Annotated in this window: 18 protein-coding genes and 1 pseudogene; 13 read left to right on the forward strand and 6 right to left on the reverse strand. The window is 62.5% G+C overall.

The annotated features are described in order from the left end of the window. Positions 1-21: 21 nt before the first annotated feature. Both minE and Q7V20_RS18905 read left to right on the forward strand, forming a co-directional pair. Positions 22-282 (forward strand): cell division topological specificity factor MinE, encoded by a 261-nt coding sequence (gene minE, locus Q7V20_RS18900; protein WP_304794889.1) that lies wholly within the window; start codon positions 22-24, stop codon positions 280-282. 202 nt (positions 283-484) lie between these two features. After that, positions 485-1,258 carry a PEP-CTERM sorting domain-containing protein gene (locus Q7V20_RS18905; protein WP_304794858.1) on the forward strand — a complete coding sequence of 258 codons (774 nt, stop codon included), beginning with the start codon at positions 485-487 and terminating at the stop codon, positions 1,256-1,258. A 1-nt stretch (position 1,259) separates the two neighbouring features. Here Q7V20_RS18905 and alaC read toward each other — a convergent pair whose 3' ends face one another. After that, positions 1,260-2,474 (reverse strand): alanine transaminase, encoded by a 1,215-nt coding sequence (gene alaC / locus Q7V20_RS18910; RefSeq protein ID WP_304794860.1) that lies wholly within the window; start codon positions 2,472-2,474, stop codon positions 1,260-1,262. A 136-nt stretch (positions 2,475-2,610) separates the two neighbouring features. Further along, a complete protein-coding gene (locus Q7V20_RS18915; RefSeq protein ID WP_304794861.1) occupies positions 2,611-3,681 on the reverse strand; it encodes a lipid A deacylase LpxR family protein in 1,071 nt (356 codons plus the stop codon). Positions 3,682-3,971: 290 nt separating this feature from the next. On the opposite strand from Q7V20_RS18915, the gene Q7V20_RS18920 reads away from it, so the two are divergent. From Q7V20_RS18920 to Q7V20_RS18950, 7 genes are all read left to right on the forward strand, one after another. Continuing rightward, positions 3,972-5,378, forward strand: coding sequence for an alpha/beta hydrolase domain-containing protein (locus tag Q7V20_RS18920; protein ID WP_304794863.1), 1,407 nt, complete (start codon positions 3,972-3,974; stop codon positions 5,376-5,378). A 317-nt stretch (positions 5,379-5,695) separates the two neighbouring features. After that, on the forward strand, positions 5,696-6,076 hold the full coding sequence (locus Q7V20_RS18925) for an RDD family protein (protein WP_304794865.1): 381 nt from the start codon (positions 5,696-5,698) through the stop codon (positions 6,074-6,076). Between the two features lie 16 nt (positions 6,077-6,092). Beyond that, entirely contained in the window at positions 6,093-6,314 is a 222-nt protein-coding gene (locus Q7V20_RS18930) for a hypothetical protein (protein WP_304794867.1), read from the forward strand. A 134-nt stretch (positions 6,315-6,448) separates the two neighbouring features. Then, complete coding sequence (tssI, locus tag Q7V20_RS18935; RefSeq protein ID WP_304794869.1) at positions 6,449-9,454, forward strand: type VI secretion system tip protein TssI/VgrG; 3,006 nt, start codon at positions 6,449-6,451, stop codon at positions 9,452-9,454. Between the two features lie 69 nt (positions 9,455-9,523). After that, on the forward strand, positions 9,524-10,333 hold the full coding sequence (locus Q7V20_RS18940) for a DUF4123 domain-containing protein (protein WP_304794871.1): 810 nt from the start codon (positions 9,524-9,526) through the stop codon (positions 10,331-10,333). 62 nt (positions 10,334-10,395) lie between these two features. Then, entirely contained in the window at positions 10,396-10,950 is a 555-nt protein-coding gene (locus tag Q7V20_RS18945) for a DUF3304 domain-containing protein (protein WP_304794872.1), read from the forward strand. Continuing rightward, complete coding sequence (locus tag Q7V20_RS18950) at positions 10,922-12,871, forward strand: DUF2235 domain-containing protein (RefSeq protein WP_304794874.1); 1,950 nt, start codon at positions 10,922-10,924, stop codon at positions 12,869-12,871. Before Q7V20_RS18945 ends, Q7V20_RS18950 begins: the two co-directional genes overlap by 29 nt. Before the next feature lie 118 nt (positions 12,872-12,989). Here Q7V20_RS18950 and Q7V20_RS18955 read toward each other — a convergent pair whose 3' ends face one another. Next, complete coding sequence (locus Q7V20_RS18955; protein WP_304794876.1) at positions 12,990-14,126, reverse strand: acyl-CoA dehydrogenase family protein; 1,137 nt, start codon at positions 14,124-14,126, stop codon at positions 12,990-12,992. After that, entirely contained in the window at positions 14,126-14,896 is a 771-nt protein-coding gene (locus Q7V20_RS18960) for an SDR family NAD(P)-dependent oxidoreductase (protein ID WP_304794878.1), read from the reverse strand. Before Q7V20_RS18960 ends, Q7V20_RS18955 begins: the two co-directional genes overlap by 1 nt. 122 nt (positions 14,897-15,018) lie before the next feature. On the opposite strand from Q7V20_RS18960, the gene Q7V20_RS18965 reads away from it, so the two are divergent. The 3 genes from Q7V20_RS18965 (at position 15,019) to Q7V20_RS18975 (ending at position 18,115) form a co-directional block, all read left to right on the forward strand. Then, positions 15,019-17,118 (forward strand): bifunctional diguanylate cyclase/phosphodiesterase, encoded by a 2,100-nt coding sequence (locus Q7V20_RS18965; protein ID WP_304794880.1) that lies wholly within the window; start codon positions 15,019-15,021, stop codon positions 17,116-17,118. Positions 17,119-17,208: 90 nt separating this feature from the next. After that, the gene (locus Q7V20_RS18970; protein WP_304794882.1) at positions 17,209-17,670 is read left to right on the forward strand and encodes a VOC family protein; all 462 of its coding nucleotides are present in this window, start codon (positions 17,209-17,211) and stop codon (positions 17,668-17,670) included. Between the two features lie 115 nt (positions 17,671-17,785). Further along, positions 17,786-18,115: a hypothetical protein gene (locus tag Q7V20_RS18975; protein WP_304794884.1), complete on the forward strand. Its 330-nt coding sequence runs from the start codon at positions 17,786-17,788 to the stop codon at positions 18,113-18,115. Between the two features lie 16 nt (positions 18,116-18,131). Here Q7V20_RS18975 and Q7V20_RS18980 read toward each other — a convergent pair whose 3' ends face one another. Together Q7V20_RS18980 and Q7V20_RS18985 are read right to left on the reverse strand one after the other, a co-directional pair. Next, on the reverse strand, positions 18,132-18,794 hold the full coding sequence (locus tag Q7V20_RS18980) for an aspartate/glutamate racemase family protein (protein ID WP_304794886.1): 663 nt from the start codon (positions 18,792-18,794) through the stop codon (positions 18,132-18,134). A gap of 28 nt (positions 18,795-18,822) precedes the next feature. Beyond that, complete coding sequence (locus Q7V20_RS18985) at positions 18,823-19,623, reverse strand: GntR family transcriptional regulator (RefSeq protein WP_304794888.1); 801 nt, start codon at positions 19,621-19,623, stop codon at positions 18,823-18,825. A gap of 89 nt (positions 19,624-19,712) precedes the next feature. Between Q7V20_RS18985 and Q7V20_RS18990 the strand changes: the two are divergent. Next, positions 19,713-19,829: pseudogene (locus tag Q7V20_RS18990) on the forward strand (ABC transporter permease); the annotation flags it as partial.

Here is a 19,829-nt window from a genome sequence, read left to right on the forward strand (position 1 = left end):
GTTCGGGGGGAGGTAAGCAGCATGTCCTTCCTGTCCTTCTTCCTCGGTGAAAAGAAAAAGACCGCTTCGGTGGCCAAGGAACGCCTGCAGATCATCCTGGCGCACGAGCGCAATGGTCGGCACGGCAACCCGGATTACCTGCCCGCCTTGCAAAAGGAGCTGGTGGCGGTGATCACCAAGTACATCGCCATCAACCCCGACGACATCAAGGTGAGCCTGGAACGCCAGGACAACCTGGATGTGCTGGAAGTGAAGATCGAGTTGCCTGACGGCGGGCGGTGAATGCTTTTGACGCCATTGGCGTTGATCAAAGCGGAGCATGTCCTTCAGGGCTGCTCCGCTTGATTTTTTAAGATGGGCGGCACGGAGATGATGCCCCCAAGTTCAGGGATTGTTGCAAAGGGGATTGGTGACAATGTCAGGGCTACAAAGGAGCGCTGCAGCGGTTCGCTGAACGCAGCATATTGAGAATCAAAGATAAGAAATGGATGTCATCTTGATGAACAAATGGATTGCGGGTGTCCTGGCATTGGGCATTTCTTCCGCATCAATCGCGGGCAATTTGGAACTTGGGGGGTTTTCGGTCGACTGGGATGCTGCTTACTTGAAGCTGGCTCGGGTCTCGATACCTGGATCTCTTGATGTCAATCCTGCTCCGGATTTCGAACACAATGATGTGGTCTCTTCAATTCTGGAGTTCCAAGCACCTCGCCCTATTCGATTTTCCGGTGCGGACCAGGAGAGTTCGATCAACCTGCCAGTTTTCAACATCAACGCTGCAGCAGGATGGGTCATTACCAGCATCGACACCTATTTTGTGGGTGACTTTTCAGTCACGGGGGATGCTGCCATTCGCACCCGTTCAAACACGGTTGTGACATTCGACAAGGATGCCGCAATTGGAGACAAAGCAAGCCAATCGGTTTTCCCTTTGTCCGATCTGACGAGCAATTCTACGGTCTGGTATCTGAGTGACTATGTCACCCGGCAGATCGAATGCGGAAGCAATGGCGCATGTCAGGGCGCCAAGCATGTCACGATCGACATGTCGAAGTCTTACCTGTCTGATATCGGTCAGGGTGGAGGCGCCACGACCATCAGCTTCAGGCCATCCACTTTGTCAGGCTTTTCCCTGCAATGGATCGGGGTCAAAACTGAACGCCTGACCTCAGCGGTGCCAGAGTCCTCGACCTTGGTATTGTTCGGTGTGGGAATTCTGTTCTTGCTGACCACTCGCATGCGGAGTGGCCACTGCTAGCCTAGGCTTTGAGTTCGCGCACCCCATCCGCCTTGAACATCGCCTTGATCCCCCGCACCGCCTGACGGATCCGCGCTTCGTTCTCGATCAAGGCAAAGCGCACATGGTCATCGCCATGGTCACCAAAGCCGATGCCGGGTGACACGCATACCTTGGCCTTCTCCATCAGCTGCTTGGCAAATTCCAGCGAGCCCAGCGCGCGGTAGTGCTCGGGGATGCGCGCCCAGATGTACATCGAGGCCTTGGGGCACTCGACCTCCCAGCCCGCTTCGGTCAGGCCCTTGAAGAGCACATCGCGCCGGCTTTGGTATTGCGCGCAGATGTCTTTCACGCATTGCTGATCGCCTTCCAGCGCCGCGATCGCCGCCACCTGCAAGGGCGTGAAGGTGCCGTAGTCGTGGTAACTCTTGATGCGCGCCAATGCGGCCACCAGGTCGGGGTTGCCCACCATGAAGCCCACGCGCCAGCCCGCCATGTTGTAGCTCTTGCTCAGCGTGAAGAACTCGACCGCGATGTCCTTGGCGCCGGGCACTTGCATGATCGACGGCGCCTTCCAGCCATCGAACACGATGTCGGCATAGGCCAGGTCGTGCACCACGAAGATGTCGTGCTTGCGGGCCAGCGCGATCACCCGTTCGAAGAAGTCCAGCTCCACGCATTGCGCCGTGGGGTTCGACGGAAAGCCCAGCACCATCATCTTGGGCTTGGGGTAGCTGCCACGGATGGCCTTTTCCAGCTCGGCGAAGAAGTCGACGCCGGGCACGATGGGCACCGAGCGGATGTCCGCCCCCGCGATCACCGCGCCATAGATGTGGATGGGGTACGAAGGATCGGGCACCAGCACCGTGTCGCCCCGGTCGAGCGTGGCCAGCATCAGGTGGGCCAGGCCTTCTTTCGAGCCGATGGTGACGATGGCCTCCTTGTCCGGGTCGATGTCGACCTGGTACCGATCTTTGTACCAATGCGAGATCGCACGGCGCAAACGCGGGATGCCCTTGGAGGCCGAGTAGCCGTGCGTGTCGGGCCGCTGGGCTACTTCGGTGAGCTTGGCGACGATGTGCGCTGGCGTGGCCCCATCGGGGTTGCCCATGCTCATGTCGATGATGTCTTCGCCACGGCGGCGCGCGGCCAGTTTCAGTTCGGCCGTGATGTTGAAGACGTAGGGAGGAAGGCGATCGATGCGCGCGAAGCGGCGCTTGCCTGGAGATGCAGACATGGAGGTGACTTTCAACGTGAGCGCCCGGAACCGTCCGAGCGACGTGGCCACACGATGGGGTGCAGCCCGGGGCCATCGTATACGACGGCTCACGTTTTGGTGGATCAAGAAACGCCGCGGCCCTTGAAATGGGGTATCAAAGATCGTGCGAGTAGCTCAGCATGCCCCAGCTCTGGTAGCGATCCCGGTTGGGGTCGGCGCCCCGCACCTCGAACTCGGGCGTGCGCCTTTTCCAGGCCACGCCCAGCTTGTGCTGGCCCCGCTCACCCAACGGCACGGCGAAGCCCACGGTGGACGTGCCCACCAGGCGTTCGGGATCAATCTCGGATCGGCCTTTGTAAGTCTGCCCCTGCAGGAACACGTTGTAGGCCACGGCGCTGACCTGAAGGTGTGCGTAGAACACCGTGTGGCGCAAGCTGTCCATCAAGGTGCCACGGGTGGTGTGCGCGCTGAAGTCGGGTGTGAAAAATTCACCTTCGTCCAGGCCCCCAGGCTGCATCCTGCGGCCCTGACCACCGGCCGGGCTCCAGGTCAAGGCCACGGCGCCGCGCAAGAAGGTGCGTACATTGCCCACGGCACCACCCCACGAGGTTTGCACGCCCACCGGGCTGTCGACGACATGGTGGTGGGTGGACAAGTAGCTGAGTTGCACACCAAGCCTGGGGCGCAACTGGTTGTCCCACCCCATCGGCTCTTTGGACGAGCCCAGGCAGCAATGCGCCGCTTTCTGCGTGCCTTCGGCGAAGGAGGCGGGCCCCGTCGGCCCCACCTTGAGCGCCAGCACCTGGTGGCGGTTGCCATTGAAATTGGAGAGCCCGATGCCGCCATACAACCACCCCGCCCACGGGCGGTCGCGCGTTTGGGGTGCGGCCACATCCACCTCGCGTGGGGTGTAGATGCTTTGGCCCAGCACGGTGTCCAAGGTGAGGCCACAACCGTCGCCTTCGCAGTCTTGCGGCACCATCCACCGGCCCCACGACAGTGCGGGTTTGAGCAGCTCCGGTTCGCGGCCTTTTTGAAACGCCAGCATCAGTTGCATGCCGTTGGTGTACCAGCGGTCCTTGGCATTTTTGGTGCCCAGCAGGTCGTTTTCCAGGACGAAGGCCCAGCCCCGCAATTCGGCGCCACCGTCATCGCGCTGACTGGCCTGCTGTGCCGTGGCGGGCGAGGTGGCCAGGCCAGCGCTGGCGAGCACTGTCCACATCATCAAAAATCTGTGGGATGTCGCACCAACGCGTAACTGGAAGGGCATGTTTTTCTTCATGGGCATGTTCTAGGAACACATTATTTCAACGCGCCCTGCCCAGCGCTCTTGTAGGCCTTTGGCTTCATCCCGTGTCAGAGAAGCCGCCGTTTCAACCCTGGCTGGCTGGGTCCCCCTGGTCCAGGGGGGCTGTGCGGGGTCCTACCCGGTGTAATTGTTATGGAGTGGAACTACCTTGGCGGCGCAGTATTGATGTCAACCGTGCAACCCATTTCGTTCAAGGAGACTTCCCAATGAAGATGCCCCTGCAGACCAAGCTGCGCCATGCCAGCGTGGCCGCCCTTTTGGTGTGTGCCAGTGCTGCCAGCCTGGCTGCGGCCCCCCAGGCCGTGGTCACGCCCAACTCGACCGTGCCAGGCTTTGGCGACCGCCTGGATCCCGTGGCCGACAGCCAGTTCGTCGAGCAGGAGTTCTCCATCAGCGGCCTGGCCCGCAAGTACAAAGGCACCGGCACCCTGGGCGCCGACGGCAAATGGGCCGCCAGCGTGGTCTCCAGCGCCAACCCCTACAACACCATGATGATCGTGCGCCGACCGGCCAGTGCGGAGTGGTTCAATGGCGTCGTCATCGTGGAATGGCTCAACGTCAGTACCGGCTACCCGCTGGATGTGGACTGGAGCATGGCTCATGAAGCCATCCTGCGCGAGGGCTATGCCTACATCGGCGTGAACGTGCAGAAGGTGGGCGTCACGGGCGTGCAAAAGCTCAAGCAGTTTGGCAACCGCTATGCCGCCATGAGCATCCCTCACGACGACATCTCTTACGACATCCTGTCGCAGACCGCGCAAGCCGTGCGCGACCAGGCCGAGCTGATCCTGGGCGGGCTCCAGCCCAGCAAGATTGTGGCCACCGGGCATTCTCAATCCGCGATGCGTCTGCTGACCTATGCCAATGCCATCCAGCCGCTGGACCATGTGTTTGACGGGCTGCTGATCCACGGCCGCCTGGCCACCGGTGCCAAGCTGGCTTCCAGCGACAACCTGCCCTCCACCGCCGCCATCCGCAGCGACACCAAGGTGCCGGTATTCTTGCTGCAGACCGAGATGGATTCGGCTTTGGGCTCGGGCACGTCCAAGCAGATCGACACCGACAAGATCCGCCAATGGGAAGTGGCCGGGGCATCGCACGCCGACCAGTACCTGCTGGACAACATTGTAGAGGTCAGCGGGCGTGATGTGGGTTGGGTGCCGCCCAAGTGCATCAGTCCCTACAACGCCATGCCGTTCTACGCGACCCAGATCGCGGCCATCCACCACCTGAAGAACTGGATGAGCACGGGCATTGCACCGCCGACTGCGCCACGTTTGCAGGGCGATTGGCTGGGCTCGATCAAGAAGGATGCGAATGGCAATGCACTGGGTGGCTTGCGTTTGCCGGAGATTGAGGTGCCGGTTGCCAAGTACGGGCATGCCAACTTCACGACCGGCTCATTGGCGTTTCTGGACTTGTTTGCCTGCGTGGCCGGGGGCAACACCAATGCCTTTGATGCCAGCAAGCTGAAGGCGCTGTACCCCACGCACGCGGACTACGTGGCCAAGTACACCTTGGCCGCCACCGCCGCCTTGTTGAAAGGCTACATCCGCCCAGTGGAATACGCCAAGGGCATGGCGCGAGCGCAGGCTGCCAACGTGCCTCAGTGATGAGTTGAGCGGGACACCGGGCGGGCGTGCCCGGTGGTGGCCGAGGAGGCAGGGATGCAATATGAAGTGGCGCTGCGTGGGAATGTCTCGAACGGGTGCGTTATCAGGATCAATCAACTTGTATTGCGCGAAGGGGAACCTCGAAGAGAGGCGGTCTTTGGCGTGGGACCCATGATTTGCAAAGGTGCATACTGAGTGTGAAGGCCCCCGCAAGGATGAGTGTGAGGATTGCTGTTTTTGGGAGGCGGCATCAAACACGAAAGCTGGATCATTCCCATTGGGGTGGCCATGATCGTCACTGCATTGAACCTATATTCATGAGCATTTCTCTTGCCAGCATTGGCGACCGATTCACGGCCCAATTCATCGACGGTTTGGCTGGTGCGGCCGTGGGTGCTGTTGTCTATTTCGCGGCTCAACTCCTGGGCCTCCCTTTGGAAATCATGTTCATCGGCTGGATCCTCTACCTGCTGTTCTGCGATGCCCTTCCCGGCGGTCAAAGTTTGGGCAAGAAGTTCACCAGGATCGCCGTCGTCCACTTTGAAACCGGTCGCCCCTGTGGCTACTGGCAATCGTTCGCCCGCAACGTCCCGCTGCTGGTGCTGGGTGTGTTGGATTGTTTGCCGCTGATCGGCCAACAACGCCGCCGCGTCGGCGACTATCTGGCCAAGACCAAAGTCGTCAAACTGAAGGCATAGGGCAAGGACACTTCACATGCGCCAACCACACTCACGACTCATGGCCTTGCTGCTGTTGGCATTGGCCCTCGCTGGATGCACCACCGCCGCCTGGTACGAGGGCGGTAAGCGCAGCGCCGAAGCCGAGTGCCGAAGGCAACCCCTTGGCGCCCAGCAAGACTGCCTGGCCCGCGTCAACCAGAAGTCCTACGAGGACTACGACAAGGAGCGGTCACAACCGCGCAAGCCCGAGCGTTGAGCTGGTTGAGCAGCAACCAAGCCGCTTTCAACTCGTTACACCGACACCCCATCAAGGGGGCCTTGCCCCGCCCCATTCACCCCTGAAAATCCCCCCTGCATTTGCAAACATAAAACAATGTCAGGGAACCCTCCATGGGTCTGGATTCTTTCAAGTCTGAGATCAGCCGCGCATTGGCCGCCGTCATCGGCCAGTGGGGCACAGAGGCTCGGCTCTACACGCTGTCGGCGCCCGGCGGCCCCGAAGGCAGCCTGCCCGCCGACCTGATGGTCGAAAGCTTCGTGCTGCACGAGGCCGTCTCCCAGCCCTTCGCCTTGTACATCAACGCTTTGGTGCTCAACGCCCACGTCGAGCTCAAGCAGCTTTACGCGCGCCCCATCACCTTGCACACCACGCTGGCCGATGGCAGCCGCGCGCGCCGCAGTGGCTACGTCGTCAGCGCCGATTCCTTGGAGGCCGACGGCGGTCTGGCTCGCAAGGGCTTGCTGGTGCAGCCGTGGATCGCCCTCCTGGGCCACACGCTGGCCAGCCGCGTCTGGCAAGACAAGTCCCTCATCGAGATCGTGGAAGACGTGTTCGCCGACCACGCGGCCATCGCCGCCTGGAAGTGGGACGACGACGTGGCCAGCCATGTGGCGCAAGGCCTGTTCGCCCGCAACGGTGGCCAGCGCGCCTACTGCGTGCAGTACCGCGAAAGCGACCTCGACTTCGTCAGCCGCCTGCTGGCCGAAGAAGGCCTGTGCTACCGGGTGGAAGAAGATGAAACCGCGCCAGGTGGCCACACCGTGGTCTTCTTCGCCAGCAGCGCCCAGCAGCCGCAAGACTCGGTCAGCGCCAGCAGCGTGGGCGGCCAGGGCATCCGCTTTCACCGCAGCAGCAGCCAGGAAGCGCAAGACAGCATCCAGGCCATGGCCGCCATTCGCCGCATCGGCCCCACCGCCACGGTGCTGCAAGGCTGGGACTACGTGAGCAACAGCGCCATCACGGCCGATGCACCGACCCACCACCCATGGGGCGGCGAACAGGCCACCAGCCTGCAAAGCTGGCTCACCAGCTACGACCCCACGGGCGACTACATCTTCGGCAATCAAACTGAGGCCCAGTTCGCGGCCACGCTTTTGCAGGAAGCTCACGAAGCCCGCTTCAAGACCTGGCTGGGCCGTGGCACCGTACGTACCCTGCGCGCAGGCACCTGGATGGCCGTCACGCAATCCACTTTGGACCCGCTGGCCAACTTTGGTTTGAGCGCTGAAGACAAGGAGTTCTTCGTGCATGGCGTGGACGCCTATGGCGTCAACAACCTGCCCAAGGAGCTCAGCGAAAAGATCATGAAGACCTTGGGCCAGTTTGAGCTGCCCCAGTTGAGCGTGTCGGTGGACCAGGCACTGGTGGACACCCAAGACTTGCAGCAGCAAGCCGCTGAGACCGGCTTCGCCTGCCAGTTCCAGGCCCTGCGCCGCAACGTGCCTTGGCGCGCCGTGCTGTTGGATGGCACCGGCTTGCGCCCACGGCCACGCCCTACCGCGCTGGGCATGCAGACCGCCATCGTGGTCGGCCCGGATGGCAGCACCGCCGTCAACGGTGCGGACGAGCTCTACACCGACAAGATGGGCCGCGTCAAAGTCAAGTTCCACTGGCAGGCCAACCCGCATGCGCCCCAACGCGCCAACAGCGACCACAGCTGCTGGGTGCGCGTCATGCAGCGCTTCTCGGGTGCGGGCATGGGCCACCAGTTCATCCCGCGCATCGGGCACGAAGTGCTGGTGGGCTTTCTGAACAACGACATCGACCGGCCCTATGTGCAAGCCAGCCTGTACAGCGGCCGAGGCGAAGGCGGCGTGCCGCGAACACCCGGTGGGCAGCTTGATGAAGCCGCCAACCGCAGCGCCTTTGCTGAATCCAGCGACCACAGCCCCAGCAGCCAGATGAATCTGGTGGGCTCGGGCATTGGCGGCAACAGCCCCGCGTGGCACGGTGCGGCACCGGCGGCGGCCAACGATGGTGCCGAAGGCCAGAACAACGCGGCGGCCATGAGCGGCGTGAAGAGCAAGGAGTTTGGCGGCCAGGGCTACAACCAGCTGGTGTTCGACGACACGCCCAGCCAAGGCCGCCTGCAATTGCACAGCACGCAGGCGCAGACCTGGTTGCAGATGGGCCACCTGCTGCACCAGGCCGACAACCACCGGGGCAGCTTCCGTGGCTTGGGCTTTGAGTTGCGCACCGATGCGTGGGGCAGCGTGCGCGCGGTGCGGGGCTTGATGCTGAGCACGTACAGCCTGGCCAACGGCGCGGGGCAGACGGGTGAAGGCGCTGGCGACAATGCAGCCGGCATTGCGCTGGCCAAGCAGATGCAGCAGTTGGCGCAGACGTTTCACCAGGCCGCGACCACGCACCAGACCGCGGGCTTGGCCAGCGCGGCGGGCAGCAGCCAAGCCAATCAAAGTGCCTTGAACGACCAGTTGGCGCCAGCGGCGGCTTTGACGAGGAGCTTGAGCGGCATGGTCAGTTCTTCGCAGTTGCCCGACGCCTTGGCGGATGCATCTGAGCGGTCCACCCGCACCGGTGCTGGCAAGGTGCCGCACATGGCCGATCCGAACATCGCCATCGTCGGCAAGGCTGGTGTGGGTGTGACAGCGGGGCAGGACCTGCACCTGAGCAGCGAGGACACCACGACCATGGCCAGTGGGCAGGACACGCACTGGGCGGTGGGCGGGCAGATGCGCGTTCACACGGGGCAGGCCATTGGCATGCTTGCTGGGGCGATTCAACCTGGCGGTGAGGCTGCAGGCAAGGGGCTGACGATGATCGCGGCGCAAGGGCCGATTGATCTTCAGGCGCAGGCTGGGCCGGCGCAGATCGCGGCCAAGGATGTGCTGGAGATCAAGACGGCGCAAGGTGTGGTCACTGTTGCTGCGGCCAAGAAGGTGGTGCTGGCGGTGAGCGGTGGGGCCAGCATCACCATCGATGGGGGGAGCTTGACGGTGGAGTGTCCTGGGAAGATCACTGTGCAGGCGGGGATGAAGTCGATGGTGGGGGGAGGCAGCTTGAACTGGCCAATGCCAGAGATGCCGCACAGCGTGTGCATCACCTGCTTGCTGAATGCTGCCAAGTCCGGTTCACCCTTTGCCATTCGTGGATGAAACATGAGTAGCCTTCAGGACACCCAGCGCGCTGTGACCGCATGGACCGAGTCATCGGTAGCTGCAGACTTGGCGGTCTATGCGCTGGTGGACATGGCATCCATGCCCCACGAGCCGCCCGCCGCGCAAGAACTTCGACAGATTCGTGCCGCTGGGGCCGTGTCGGCTCTGGGGGATCCGCGACCCCAAGCCGAATTGGCAACTCCTTGGCTGGTGCCATTGACGGATCACCAAGGCCTGAACAGAAAGCTGTTAAGCACGACGCTGGATTGGGCCTTGCGTGGACCATGTGTCACCTGGCTCTCGAGTTCACTCTCTGCACTCCATTTGGTGGACAGGCTTCGCCAGCGCACCGAGGCGATGCTGCCCCAAAACCAACCCATCCTGCTGCGTTGCTACGACCCACGCGTGTTACCGGAGTTGCACAAAGCTTTGCACGCTGATCAGGCCAGCAGCTATTGGGCCTTGGGGCACACGTGGGCCTACCTCGACCGGGCGAGAGAAATGAAGGGCATTGCTTTGAGCCCCGCTCCTGACAGGGATGTATTCGCCGCCCCCCTCTATCTTGATCAAGACCAGTTTGAGTCTTTGCTCGACGCATCCGAGGTGGACAGTGTCATGCCGGAACTGGCGCGTGAAGCGACCGACGCTTTTTTGGCCCTGCCTCCGGATCAGCGCGCCAGCTTCACGAAGCGCTGCTTGAACCTGGCTGACGAATGGCGAGTGCAGGCCTTTGCACAGCGTGTGATGGTGGGGGTGTTGGCCTTGAAATTGGGCGAAGGCTTCCATCAACAGAAGTCTTGGGCTCCGTGGATTGCTCAACTCACGCAAGGCAGAATTGATCTGATTCAGGCAATTGAAGGGGCCACGGCCAAATGAGTACCCAACCGAGTTTGTGTGAGAACTTCAGGCGTTGGCTTCAGTTGGGCAGCGCAACTGTGATGAGTGCACTCCTGTTGGGCTGCGCGCAAGCTGAAGCGCCACAGGTAAGTACTGCCTCCGCTAAATTGGGTGAGCCGCAGTCATTGCTGATACAGGGCTACAACTACACCGATGATGTGATTGAAAGCTTCACGGTCAATGGGCAGGGAGGCGGGCGCCTTTACCTGAGTGACCCCACTTCCGGTGGCGGTGGTTCGGTGTGCTGCGTTTCTTACCAGCCCGGCACCTCGCTGCCCATCAAGCTGAGAGTCCGATGGGTAGGCGGATACTGCATTGAAAGAGTCAAGAGTCCTTATCCTTATGGCAAGCCCTACCATGATCACCGTCGCCACTTGTGGCGCGAAGCCGAGGCCCAAGCTAATGATCTGTCCAATGGCAAGCCCAAAGCATTAGAAGTGCACGTCTTTGCTGATGGGCACGTCGAAGCGGCGATTACTCAGGGTTACTCACCACCCAGGTTGGCACTTCCCGAAAATGACAAAAGTGAACGTCCCGGTGTTACCCACAACTATCTGAACTGCACCAATGATCAGCTCCAACAATCAGGACGCTAAATCCACCAGCTCATCGGGGCCATCCCTTAAGCAGAACCTGACCTCGTTGATAGCCAGTGCGTCCGCGAGCGAGACATTGGCAGCACCGGTGTCACTGGCACCGCGTGCGCCCGATTGCAAGGCGAGTCTTGCGGATCAAGCCCGATCCCTTCAATGCAAACTGAGCGATCGCCCCTTGGCATATACCTGCAAAGTCGTCATCAAGATAGGCTTTTTTTTTGATGGGACTGGCAATAACCTTGATGCGGACATTGGGACAGACGAGCACAGCAACGTAGTTAGATTGTTCAATGCGTACCCCAAAGACTCTCAAGACAAGGGAATCTACAAACATTACATCCCCGGTCTAGGTACCTATTTCAGAGCCATCGGGGACATCGGCGATGACGACGGCTCAGCCTTCGCCAAGTACGGCGATGCTCGGCTCGACAAAGCCATGCAATGGCTGGATGACACGGTGGCTAAACACCCTGCAGACAAGATCGAATCAATCCAAGTATCCGTGTTCGGATTTTCTCGTGGGGCAACCTTGGCGCGGGCATTCGCTCGCCGAATTCAGTCTCGCTGTCATCTGAATCCGGCGGACATCAGTCAACACCTTTGGCGCGGCGTCAACAAGCCCTTTGCCATCCAGTTTCTTGGCTTGTTCGACACGGTGGCGTCCGTCGGAATCCCCGCCAGCGCGGGCGTGGGTTCTTTGTTCGTGGCCAAGAAGTGGTCGGATCTGGAGCCAGCGTTGGAGAGTCGACGCAGCAGTACATTCAGCGGCCTGGCAGCCCAAGCCTTTGGCCAGGAGCCCGGCGCCGACCCCACGCCCGGATGGTGGGATGGCCACATGGGCTGGGCCAAGAACCTGCGGGTACCGTCAGTGGTACAGCGCACGGTGCACTTGATGGCCATGAACGAGATTCGCAACTCCTTCCCGCTGGACACCATTTGGGATGGCGTCCGAATGCCTGACAACGCGGAAGAGATCGTCTACCCCGGAGCACACTCCAACGTCGGTGGAGGCTACCGCCCAGGCGAGGGCGGCAAGAGCCTCAGCAGCCAGTTCATGCTCAGCAAGATCCCGCTTCGCAAAATGTACGACGAGGCGGTGCTGGCGGGTGTTCCGCTACTGCCCCTGGAAACCCCATCGGTCAAAGCCGACTTCGAGTTCGACCCCGAACTTCAGGAGCGCTTCAACGAAACGCTCGCCAAGGCCGGCGTGAAAGGCGGGCGCTTGGGCGATGCCTTGCTGGCACACAGCAGGCTGTACCTTCGCTGGCGCTTTCGCAAGATCAAGTTGAAGCTGAGGGCCCAAGATGTGGACGGCATCAATGCCCAGGAGGCCAAGTTCAAGCAGGAAGCACAAGAACTCAAAGCCCGGGAATCGGCACTGGAAAACGATCCTGAGCGCAAGGCCGCCGAACGAGACATGAACAGCAAGAAAGACGCGTGGGCGCAGGCCACCCAAAGATCCCCCGATTTTCCAAATGAAGCTGAAGAGAAAGCTTACTTGGAGGCTAAAGCGAAGTTCGATGCGCTCAACGATCCTTATCTTCGCGAGCGCGCCAAAATGCGTACCATGCCAAGCCACGATGGCGAACTGGTCGGGAATCTGGATGCCTATGACCGTCAACTGATGAAGGACGTGGCCCACCTCAAAAAGCACGCTAAACAGACCAACGCAAAACTCCGGCCCCATTACGCCGCGCTGATCGAAGTGTACGATGATGAGTTTGAACGGGGCAAAGGCCTGACCGACCCATTGGTCATCGACTTCTTTGATTCCTTCGTGCACGACTCACTGGCCGGCTTCGCCAAAGATGTGACCCTGCCGTCTGACCCGCGATGCTGCTACATCGGCGGAGACGAAGAACTCAAGTACGCTGACAATCGGCCCATGCGAGAACGCGTCACATCGACCGCTTCAACTTGAGGATTTGGCGAAATTCAACCAGGAGCCACAAAGGCTACACCGCGCGTTGAGCTGCATATGGTTTTTGAATGAATCAAGGAGTGATGCACGGCAGTGCTACTGCCCACTCAACATAGCCTCACCAATACCTCGCAATCACCGTCCTCTGAATCTCACTGCTTCCCTCATAAATCTGCGTGATCCTGGCATCCCGGTAATGCCGCTCCACCCCATGGTCTTCCAGATACCCATACCCCCCCAGCACCTGGATCGCCTTTGAGCACACCCACTCCGCCATCTCTGACGCGAACAGCTTGGCCTGCGACGCCTCCGACGTGCAAGGCAGCCCTGCCCCGCGCAAACGCGCCGCATGGTGCACCATCAACCTTGCCGCATTCAAGCGCGTCAACATGTCCGCCAGCATGTGCGCAATCGCCTGGTGCTCGGTGATCGGCTTGCCAAACTGCACCCGCTCTTGCGCATAGGCATGCGCCTCGGCCAGCGCTGCACGCGCAATCCCCACGGCCTGCGCCGCAATGCCGATGCGCCCACCTTCCAGGTTCGACAGGGCGATCTTCAGTCCCTGCCCCCGCTCGCCCAGCAGGTTGCCCTCGGGGATGCGGCAATCGTCCAGCGCCACCGGGCAGGTGTCGGAAGCGCGCAGCCCCATCTTGCGTTCACGCGCACCCACCTTGAAGCCGGGCGCATCAGTCGGCACCACGAATGCCGAGATGCCCTTCTTGCCCAGGCCCGGGTCGGTGATGGCGAACACGATGGCCAGATCAGCCCGCTCGCCATTGGTCACGAACTGCTTCTGCCCATTGAGCACCCAGTGGCCATCGTCCGCCAACTCGGCGCGGGTGCGCAAAGCATCGGCCTCGGAGCCGCTGTGGGGCTCGGTCAGGCAGAAGGCGCCCAGCAGATCGCCCCGCGCCAAAGCCGGCAGCCAGGCCTCTTTCTGCGCCTGGGTGCCGAACTTCAAGATGGGCACACAGCCCACCGAGTTGTGCACGCTCATCAGCACGGCGCATGAGGCGCAGCCTGCGGCCACTTCTTCGATCGCCATCGCGTAGCTCAGGTCGTCCGACTGGGTGCCACCCCACTCGGCGGGCACGGCCATGCCCAGCAAGCCCATTTCGCCCATCTGCCGCACGATGTCGCTTCCCAGATCACGGTCGCGGTCCCACTGCGCAGCAAAAGGCGCGATGTTTGACTGGACAAAATCGTGGATGGCATCGCGCTGAACGCGTTGCTCGTCGGTCAACAGGCCGTCCATCAGCGTGGGGCCAGGCGGATGGCGCCGTCCAGGCGGATCACTTCACCGTTGAGGTACTCGTTCTCAACAATGTGGCGGACCAGGTCCGCGTACTCCGATGGCTTGCCCAAACGGGAGGGGTGGGGGATGCCCGCGGCCAAAGCATCTTGAACCTCCTGCGGCATGCCTTTCAGCATCGGTGTTTCAAAAATGCCGGGGGCGATGGTCATCACGCGCACCTTGTCGCGCGCCAGCTCGCGGGCGGCAGGCAGGGTCATGGCCACGATGCCGCCTTTTGATGCAGCGTAAGCGGTCTGCCCGATCTGGCCATCAAACGCCGCGATCGACGCGGTGTTGATGATCACGCCCTTGGAGGATGAATCAGGCAGCGCGCCCGAGGCCACGAAGGCGGGCACGGCCAGCCGCATCATGTTGAAGCTGCCGATCAGGTTGACCTCGATGGTCTTGGCAAACACCGACAGGCGGTGCGGTCCTTCCTTGCCGTGGATCTTCTCGGCGCGGGCAATGCCGGCGGAATTGACCAGCACGTCCAGCCGGTGAAAGCGGCCGATGGCGATCTGCACAGCGGTGATGGCGCTGGCCTCCTGGGCCACATCGGTGTGCACGTAGGTCCAGCGCTCTTTCCACTCGGGCAACAGATCGCTTTCATCGGGCTCGGCCAGGTCGGCGATCACCACGCGGGCACCGGCGGCCAGGGCCATGCGGACCACAGCGGCCCCCAATCCCGAACTGCCACCTGTGACTAAAAACACGCTATCGGCCAGCTTCATGGTGTGGGGTCTCCGTTTGGTGGGAAAGAGGCTGAAGTCTAGACCCGACCGGGCCGATGAAGGATGAAACCCATGCCCGGCTTCATTGCCTTCAACCGGACATCCGCAAGGACCACCACAAGATGCCAACCCTCGTTCAGCGAGATGTGTTGATCGCCACCCCACCCGGTGGCGATGAGTGCCTGAAAGCCGCACAGCATCTGATGGAAGTTGGTTTCATCCGGTGGGATGCTGCGCAAGGCGCCCTGCACGTGTCGGCCGAGGCCCGCGCGATGCTGGGCCACGGCCTGGGCGATGAGATGGCCGTGTCGAACCTGATTGGCCTGATTGGTTCTTCCGACGCCTCCCGAATCCATGCCTTGTGGGCCGAGGCCCTGGCCCGCCGTCATGCCACGGTCGATGCCGACTTCAGCGTGTCTTTGCAGGACGGGTCGGTGCGCCACCTCCGTGGCGTGGCCTTGTGCGAGTACGCGGCCCATGGTGGCCTGGCCCATGCCGTGATCGGCTTGCAGGACGTGAGTGCACAACGCGCCGTGCTGCAGGCCTTGTCCGACAGTGAAGCGCGCCTGGAAGAAGCCCAGGAGCTGGCCCAGGTCGGTTGTTGGGAGTGGGACTACGTGCGCAAGCAGGCACGCTTTTCAGCGGAAGCCTTGCGCATGCTGCGCCGACCCGCCGATTGGGCGCCTGACATGCAAAGCGTGCTCGAACTGGTGCCCGAGGATCAGCGCGCTTGGGTGTTCGATTTGTACAAGGAGGCCTTCGCCAGCAAGACTGAAATCTTGCGTTACGAGGTCCGCCATGTCGAGGACGACGGCACGCGCGAGTTGCACACCGTGGCGCGCATCCGCTACAGCCCCAAGGGCAAGCCACGCCGCTTGCTGGCCGCAGTGCAAGACGTCACCGAACTCAAGTCATACCGGCGTCAGCTGCATTCGCTGTCATTCTTTGATCCGCTGACCGAGCTGCCCAACCGTGCCTTGTTCGTCGATCGCCTCAGCCAGGCCCTGATCGATGCCTCATGGCACCACCAGCAACTGGGCACCTTGCTGCTTGACCTGGACCGCTTCAAGGACATCAACGATTCGCTGGGCCACAGCGCGGGCGATGACCTGCTCAAGCAGGCTGCCCAGCGCTTGCGCCAAGTGCTGCGCGACTACGACACCATCGCACGCCTGGGCGGTGACGAGTTCGCTGTGGTGCTGCCCGATGTGCGCCAGGCCGCCGACCTGGGCAGCATCGCCAGCAAGGTCATCAATGCTTTCAAAGCGCCCTTCACCGTCAGCGGCCAGGAGGTGTTCGTGACCGTCAGCATTGGTGGCGTGCTCTACCCCACGGACGCGAAAGATGCCAACCAGTTGCTGCAGCATGCCGACGCGGCGCTGTACCACGCCAAGGGCCAGGGCCGCAACAACTTCCAGTTCTACTCCAGCGACCTGACGGCGCAAGCCTCGGTCCGTCTGACGATGGAAAGCGAGCTGCACAAGGCCTTGGAGCGCGACGAGCTGGAGCTGCACTACCAGCCCAAGTTCGACCTGGCCTCCGGCCGCCTGGTGGGGGCCGAGGCGCTGATGCGCTGGAACCACCCCGAGCGCGGCCTGGTGCCCCCGGTGCAGTTCATCCCGCTGGCCGAAGACACCGGCCTGATCGTGCCCATGGGCGCCTGGGCCCTGCGCGCGGCCTGCCTGGCCGCTGCCGACTGGAACCGCCGCAGCAGCGACCCCTTGAAGATCGCCGTGAACCTGTCGGCCCGGCAGTTCCCGGGGGGCGAGCTGGTCAACACCGTGCGCGAAGCCTTGAGCGCCGCCCAGTGCCAGCCGCAGTGGCTGGAGCTGGAGATCACTGAAAGCCTGCTGCTGGATGGCCGTGACGAGGTGCGCAGCGTGCTGGAGGAGCTGTCGCAACTGGGCATCACCATCGCCATTGACGATTTCGGCACGGGCTACTCGGCGCTGAGCTACCTGACGCGCTTTCCGGTGCAGATCCTGAAGATCGACCGGGCCTTCATCAAGGAGCTGCCCTCTCACCAGGGCAATGCGGAGCAATTGGTCAAGGCGATCGTGTCGCTGGGGCAGAGCCTGAACATGGCGCTGGTGGCCGAGGGGGTCGAAACCAAGGAGCAGGCCGACTACCTCAGTGGCCTGGGCTGCGAGGTGGTGCAGGGCTTCCTGTTTGGCAAGCCGGTGTCGCAGTTGGCCTTTGAACAATGGGTGCACGCGCCCTGAGGTCTTGCGCGCCCGGCACTTGGCTTGCGCCTGATTTTGATCAACACTCAAGTGGCGATCACACAAAAAATTCAGGTCAGGAGCTCCCTCATGGACGATCCCTTTCGCCGTGCCACCTTCGCCTCGGCGGTCTACTACAAAGACCCTTTCGCCGCGCTGGACTGGCTTGAAAAAGCCTTCGGCTTTGAACGCACCATGGTCATCACCGACAGCGACGGGCACCTGGGCCATTCGGAGATGCGCTTTGGCGATGGCTACATCATGATCGGCCCGGCGTGGAATGAGACCACGGACAGCCCCTTGGCGCTGGAGGGCAAGAACACGCAGTCGGTGCACGTGCAGTTGCGGGATGGCCTGGATGCCCATTGTGAGCGAGCCCGGGCGGCGGGCGCCACCATCGTGCGCGAACCGGCGGATCAGTTCTATGGTGACCGGGTCTATTCGGCCGCTGATCCGGAAGGACACGTCTGGAGTTTTGGCCAGAACGTGCGCCGCGTCAGCCGCGAAGAGGCCGAGCAACTGAGCGGGCTGAAGATCACGGGCTGGATCTGAGTTGGCGCGTCGTCCCCCATTATGGGGTGGCCCCGATGTGACGATGCGGCGGTAGCATCCGGGGAACGGACCTGCCAAGGGTCTTCACACCAACAGGGGGAACCAGCTCATGGACATGGCGGCCATTTCCGTCGGCGCGGCGCTCGTGCTCGTTTTAGGGGTCCTGGTCTTGCAGACACCACCCATCTGGTTTGCCGCCAAGATTGTGGGCGCGGGCAAGTCCGAGTTGCTGCCGGTGGCAGCGGCCGTCCTGGCAGGCGGGGTCATCTCCGGGCTGCTGATCTGGTCCTTGGGCTTGAAAGCCCTGCTGATCATGCCTTTCGTGTACCTGGGCATCTACAAGTTTTACCTGGAGACCTCGTTCCTGGGGGCCTTCATCCTTTGTGTGCTGGGCCTGGCTTTCCAGGCGGCCTTGAACAAACTCCTGGGCCTGCTCGCGCTGTAGCCCACGGACTGATTGATCAAGCCACGGCGGCAGCCAGCCAGCGCCCGCCCGCTTCCACGCTGTCGATCAACACGGTGCTTTGCCCGGCGGGCAACTGGCCTGCCCAGCCCCCCAGCGCCGCGCCCCCCAGAATCACCGCACTCAAAGGCGGATCTGCCGCCAGGATGTCCATCACCGCCTGGTTCAGGCTGGTGAGCCCTTGCGCTGGATCAGCGGCCAGCTCGCCGCCATGGGCCTCGACCGTGCGCACGCGTTGCAAGCCGCCAGGCCCGCTCATGTCCCAGCCGCGCGCCAATCGCTCCAGCATCGGCCCCCAGGCCGCCCCGCCCGTGACGATGCCAAAGGGCCCGATGGCACGAGCTTCCTTCATCGCGGCCTCGGCCAGGCCGATCACCGGCACGCTGCTCATCTCGCGCAGGGCCCACACGCCGGGGTCGCCAAAGCAGGCCACCAGCACGGCCTTGGGTTGGCCGTGCTGCAGCAGGTGCAGGTGCCAGGCGTCCAGCACCGCGTGCGCGGCCATCACGTAGCTGGCTTCCGAGGCGATGTAGTCGTGGCCGAAGGTGGCGGTCGTGCCGATCACGTCCAGGCCCAGGTCTGCGACAAAAGGCGTGAGCTGCTCGACCAAGGCCGCTGTCAGTTCCATCCGCATGTTGGGGTTGATGATGAGCACGTGCATGGCCAGCTCCTTGGGGCGTTTCGGTGGCTCAGCGCGCCACGGGCGTGCGCTGGCGCCTTGGCTTGGACAGCGCTTGCACCACGTCCACGTCGGCGGGCTCGGGCTGCTGAAAGCTCAGGCTGGCCTCGATGTGGGCCAGGTGCTCTGCCATCAGTTGCACGGCCTGATCCACGCTGCCCTTGCCTTGGGTGGCGCTGCGCAAGGCCGCCAACAGGCCCCGGTGTTCTTCACAGCGGCAGGCCTGCGCCCACGGCGTGGGCAACTCGCCGCCATCCACGTGCAGGCGCTCCACCGGCGTGTAACTCATCAGGATCAGGCTGGTGCGCGACACCAGTTTATGCAAAAAACGCGCGAATGTCTGGTGTGCGGCGGTCTCGGCCAGCAGCAGGTGGAACTGCCCGGACAGGCGCAACGCCATGGTCTTGTCGCCCGACTGGCGCGCCACCTCTTCGGCATCGATGCAGTCGGCCAGGATCTTCAAGTCCCGGGCCCTGGCGCGGGCCACGAAGCGTTGCACCAGCACCGATTCGACCACGGCGCGGGCTTCAAACACCTCGCGGGCTTCGGCCACGGTGGGCTCGGCCACGCTGGCCCCCTTGTTGGGCTGGAGGGTGACCACCTGCTCCTGCGCCAGGCGGATCAGCACCTGGCGGATGCGCGTGCGCGAGACGCCAAAAGCCTGGCCCAGCTTGTCCTCGACCAGCTTGGTGCCCGGCAGCAGGCGCTGGTCCACGATGGCCTCGATCAGGCGCTGGTAAATCTCCTCGTCCGACAGGGTGGACGTGGGCGCGGGCGGGGTGGTGGCAGCGGGCGATCGAGGGGTGGGCATGGAAAGAGGGTCAAGCCTTGGCGCCCGCGCGGCGCCGCATCAAAGCGGCGGCACCCAGGGCGGCGAAGATCACGAGCAGCGACACCACCGTGGTGCTGCCGTTGATCGGCCCCTCGCTGGTGGGTGTGGGCATGTTCGGCTTCACGCTCAGTTGGGATGAGATTGCGCGCTCATCGCAGGCCATTGGCGATGTCAATACACTACCG

The sequence above is a fragment of the Aquabacterium sp. genome, from assembly GCF_030652515.1.
GTDB lineage: Bacteria > Pseudomonadota > Gammaproteobacteria > Burkholderiales > Burkholderiaceae_C > Aquabacterium.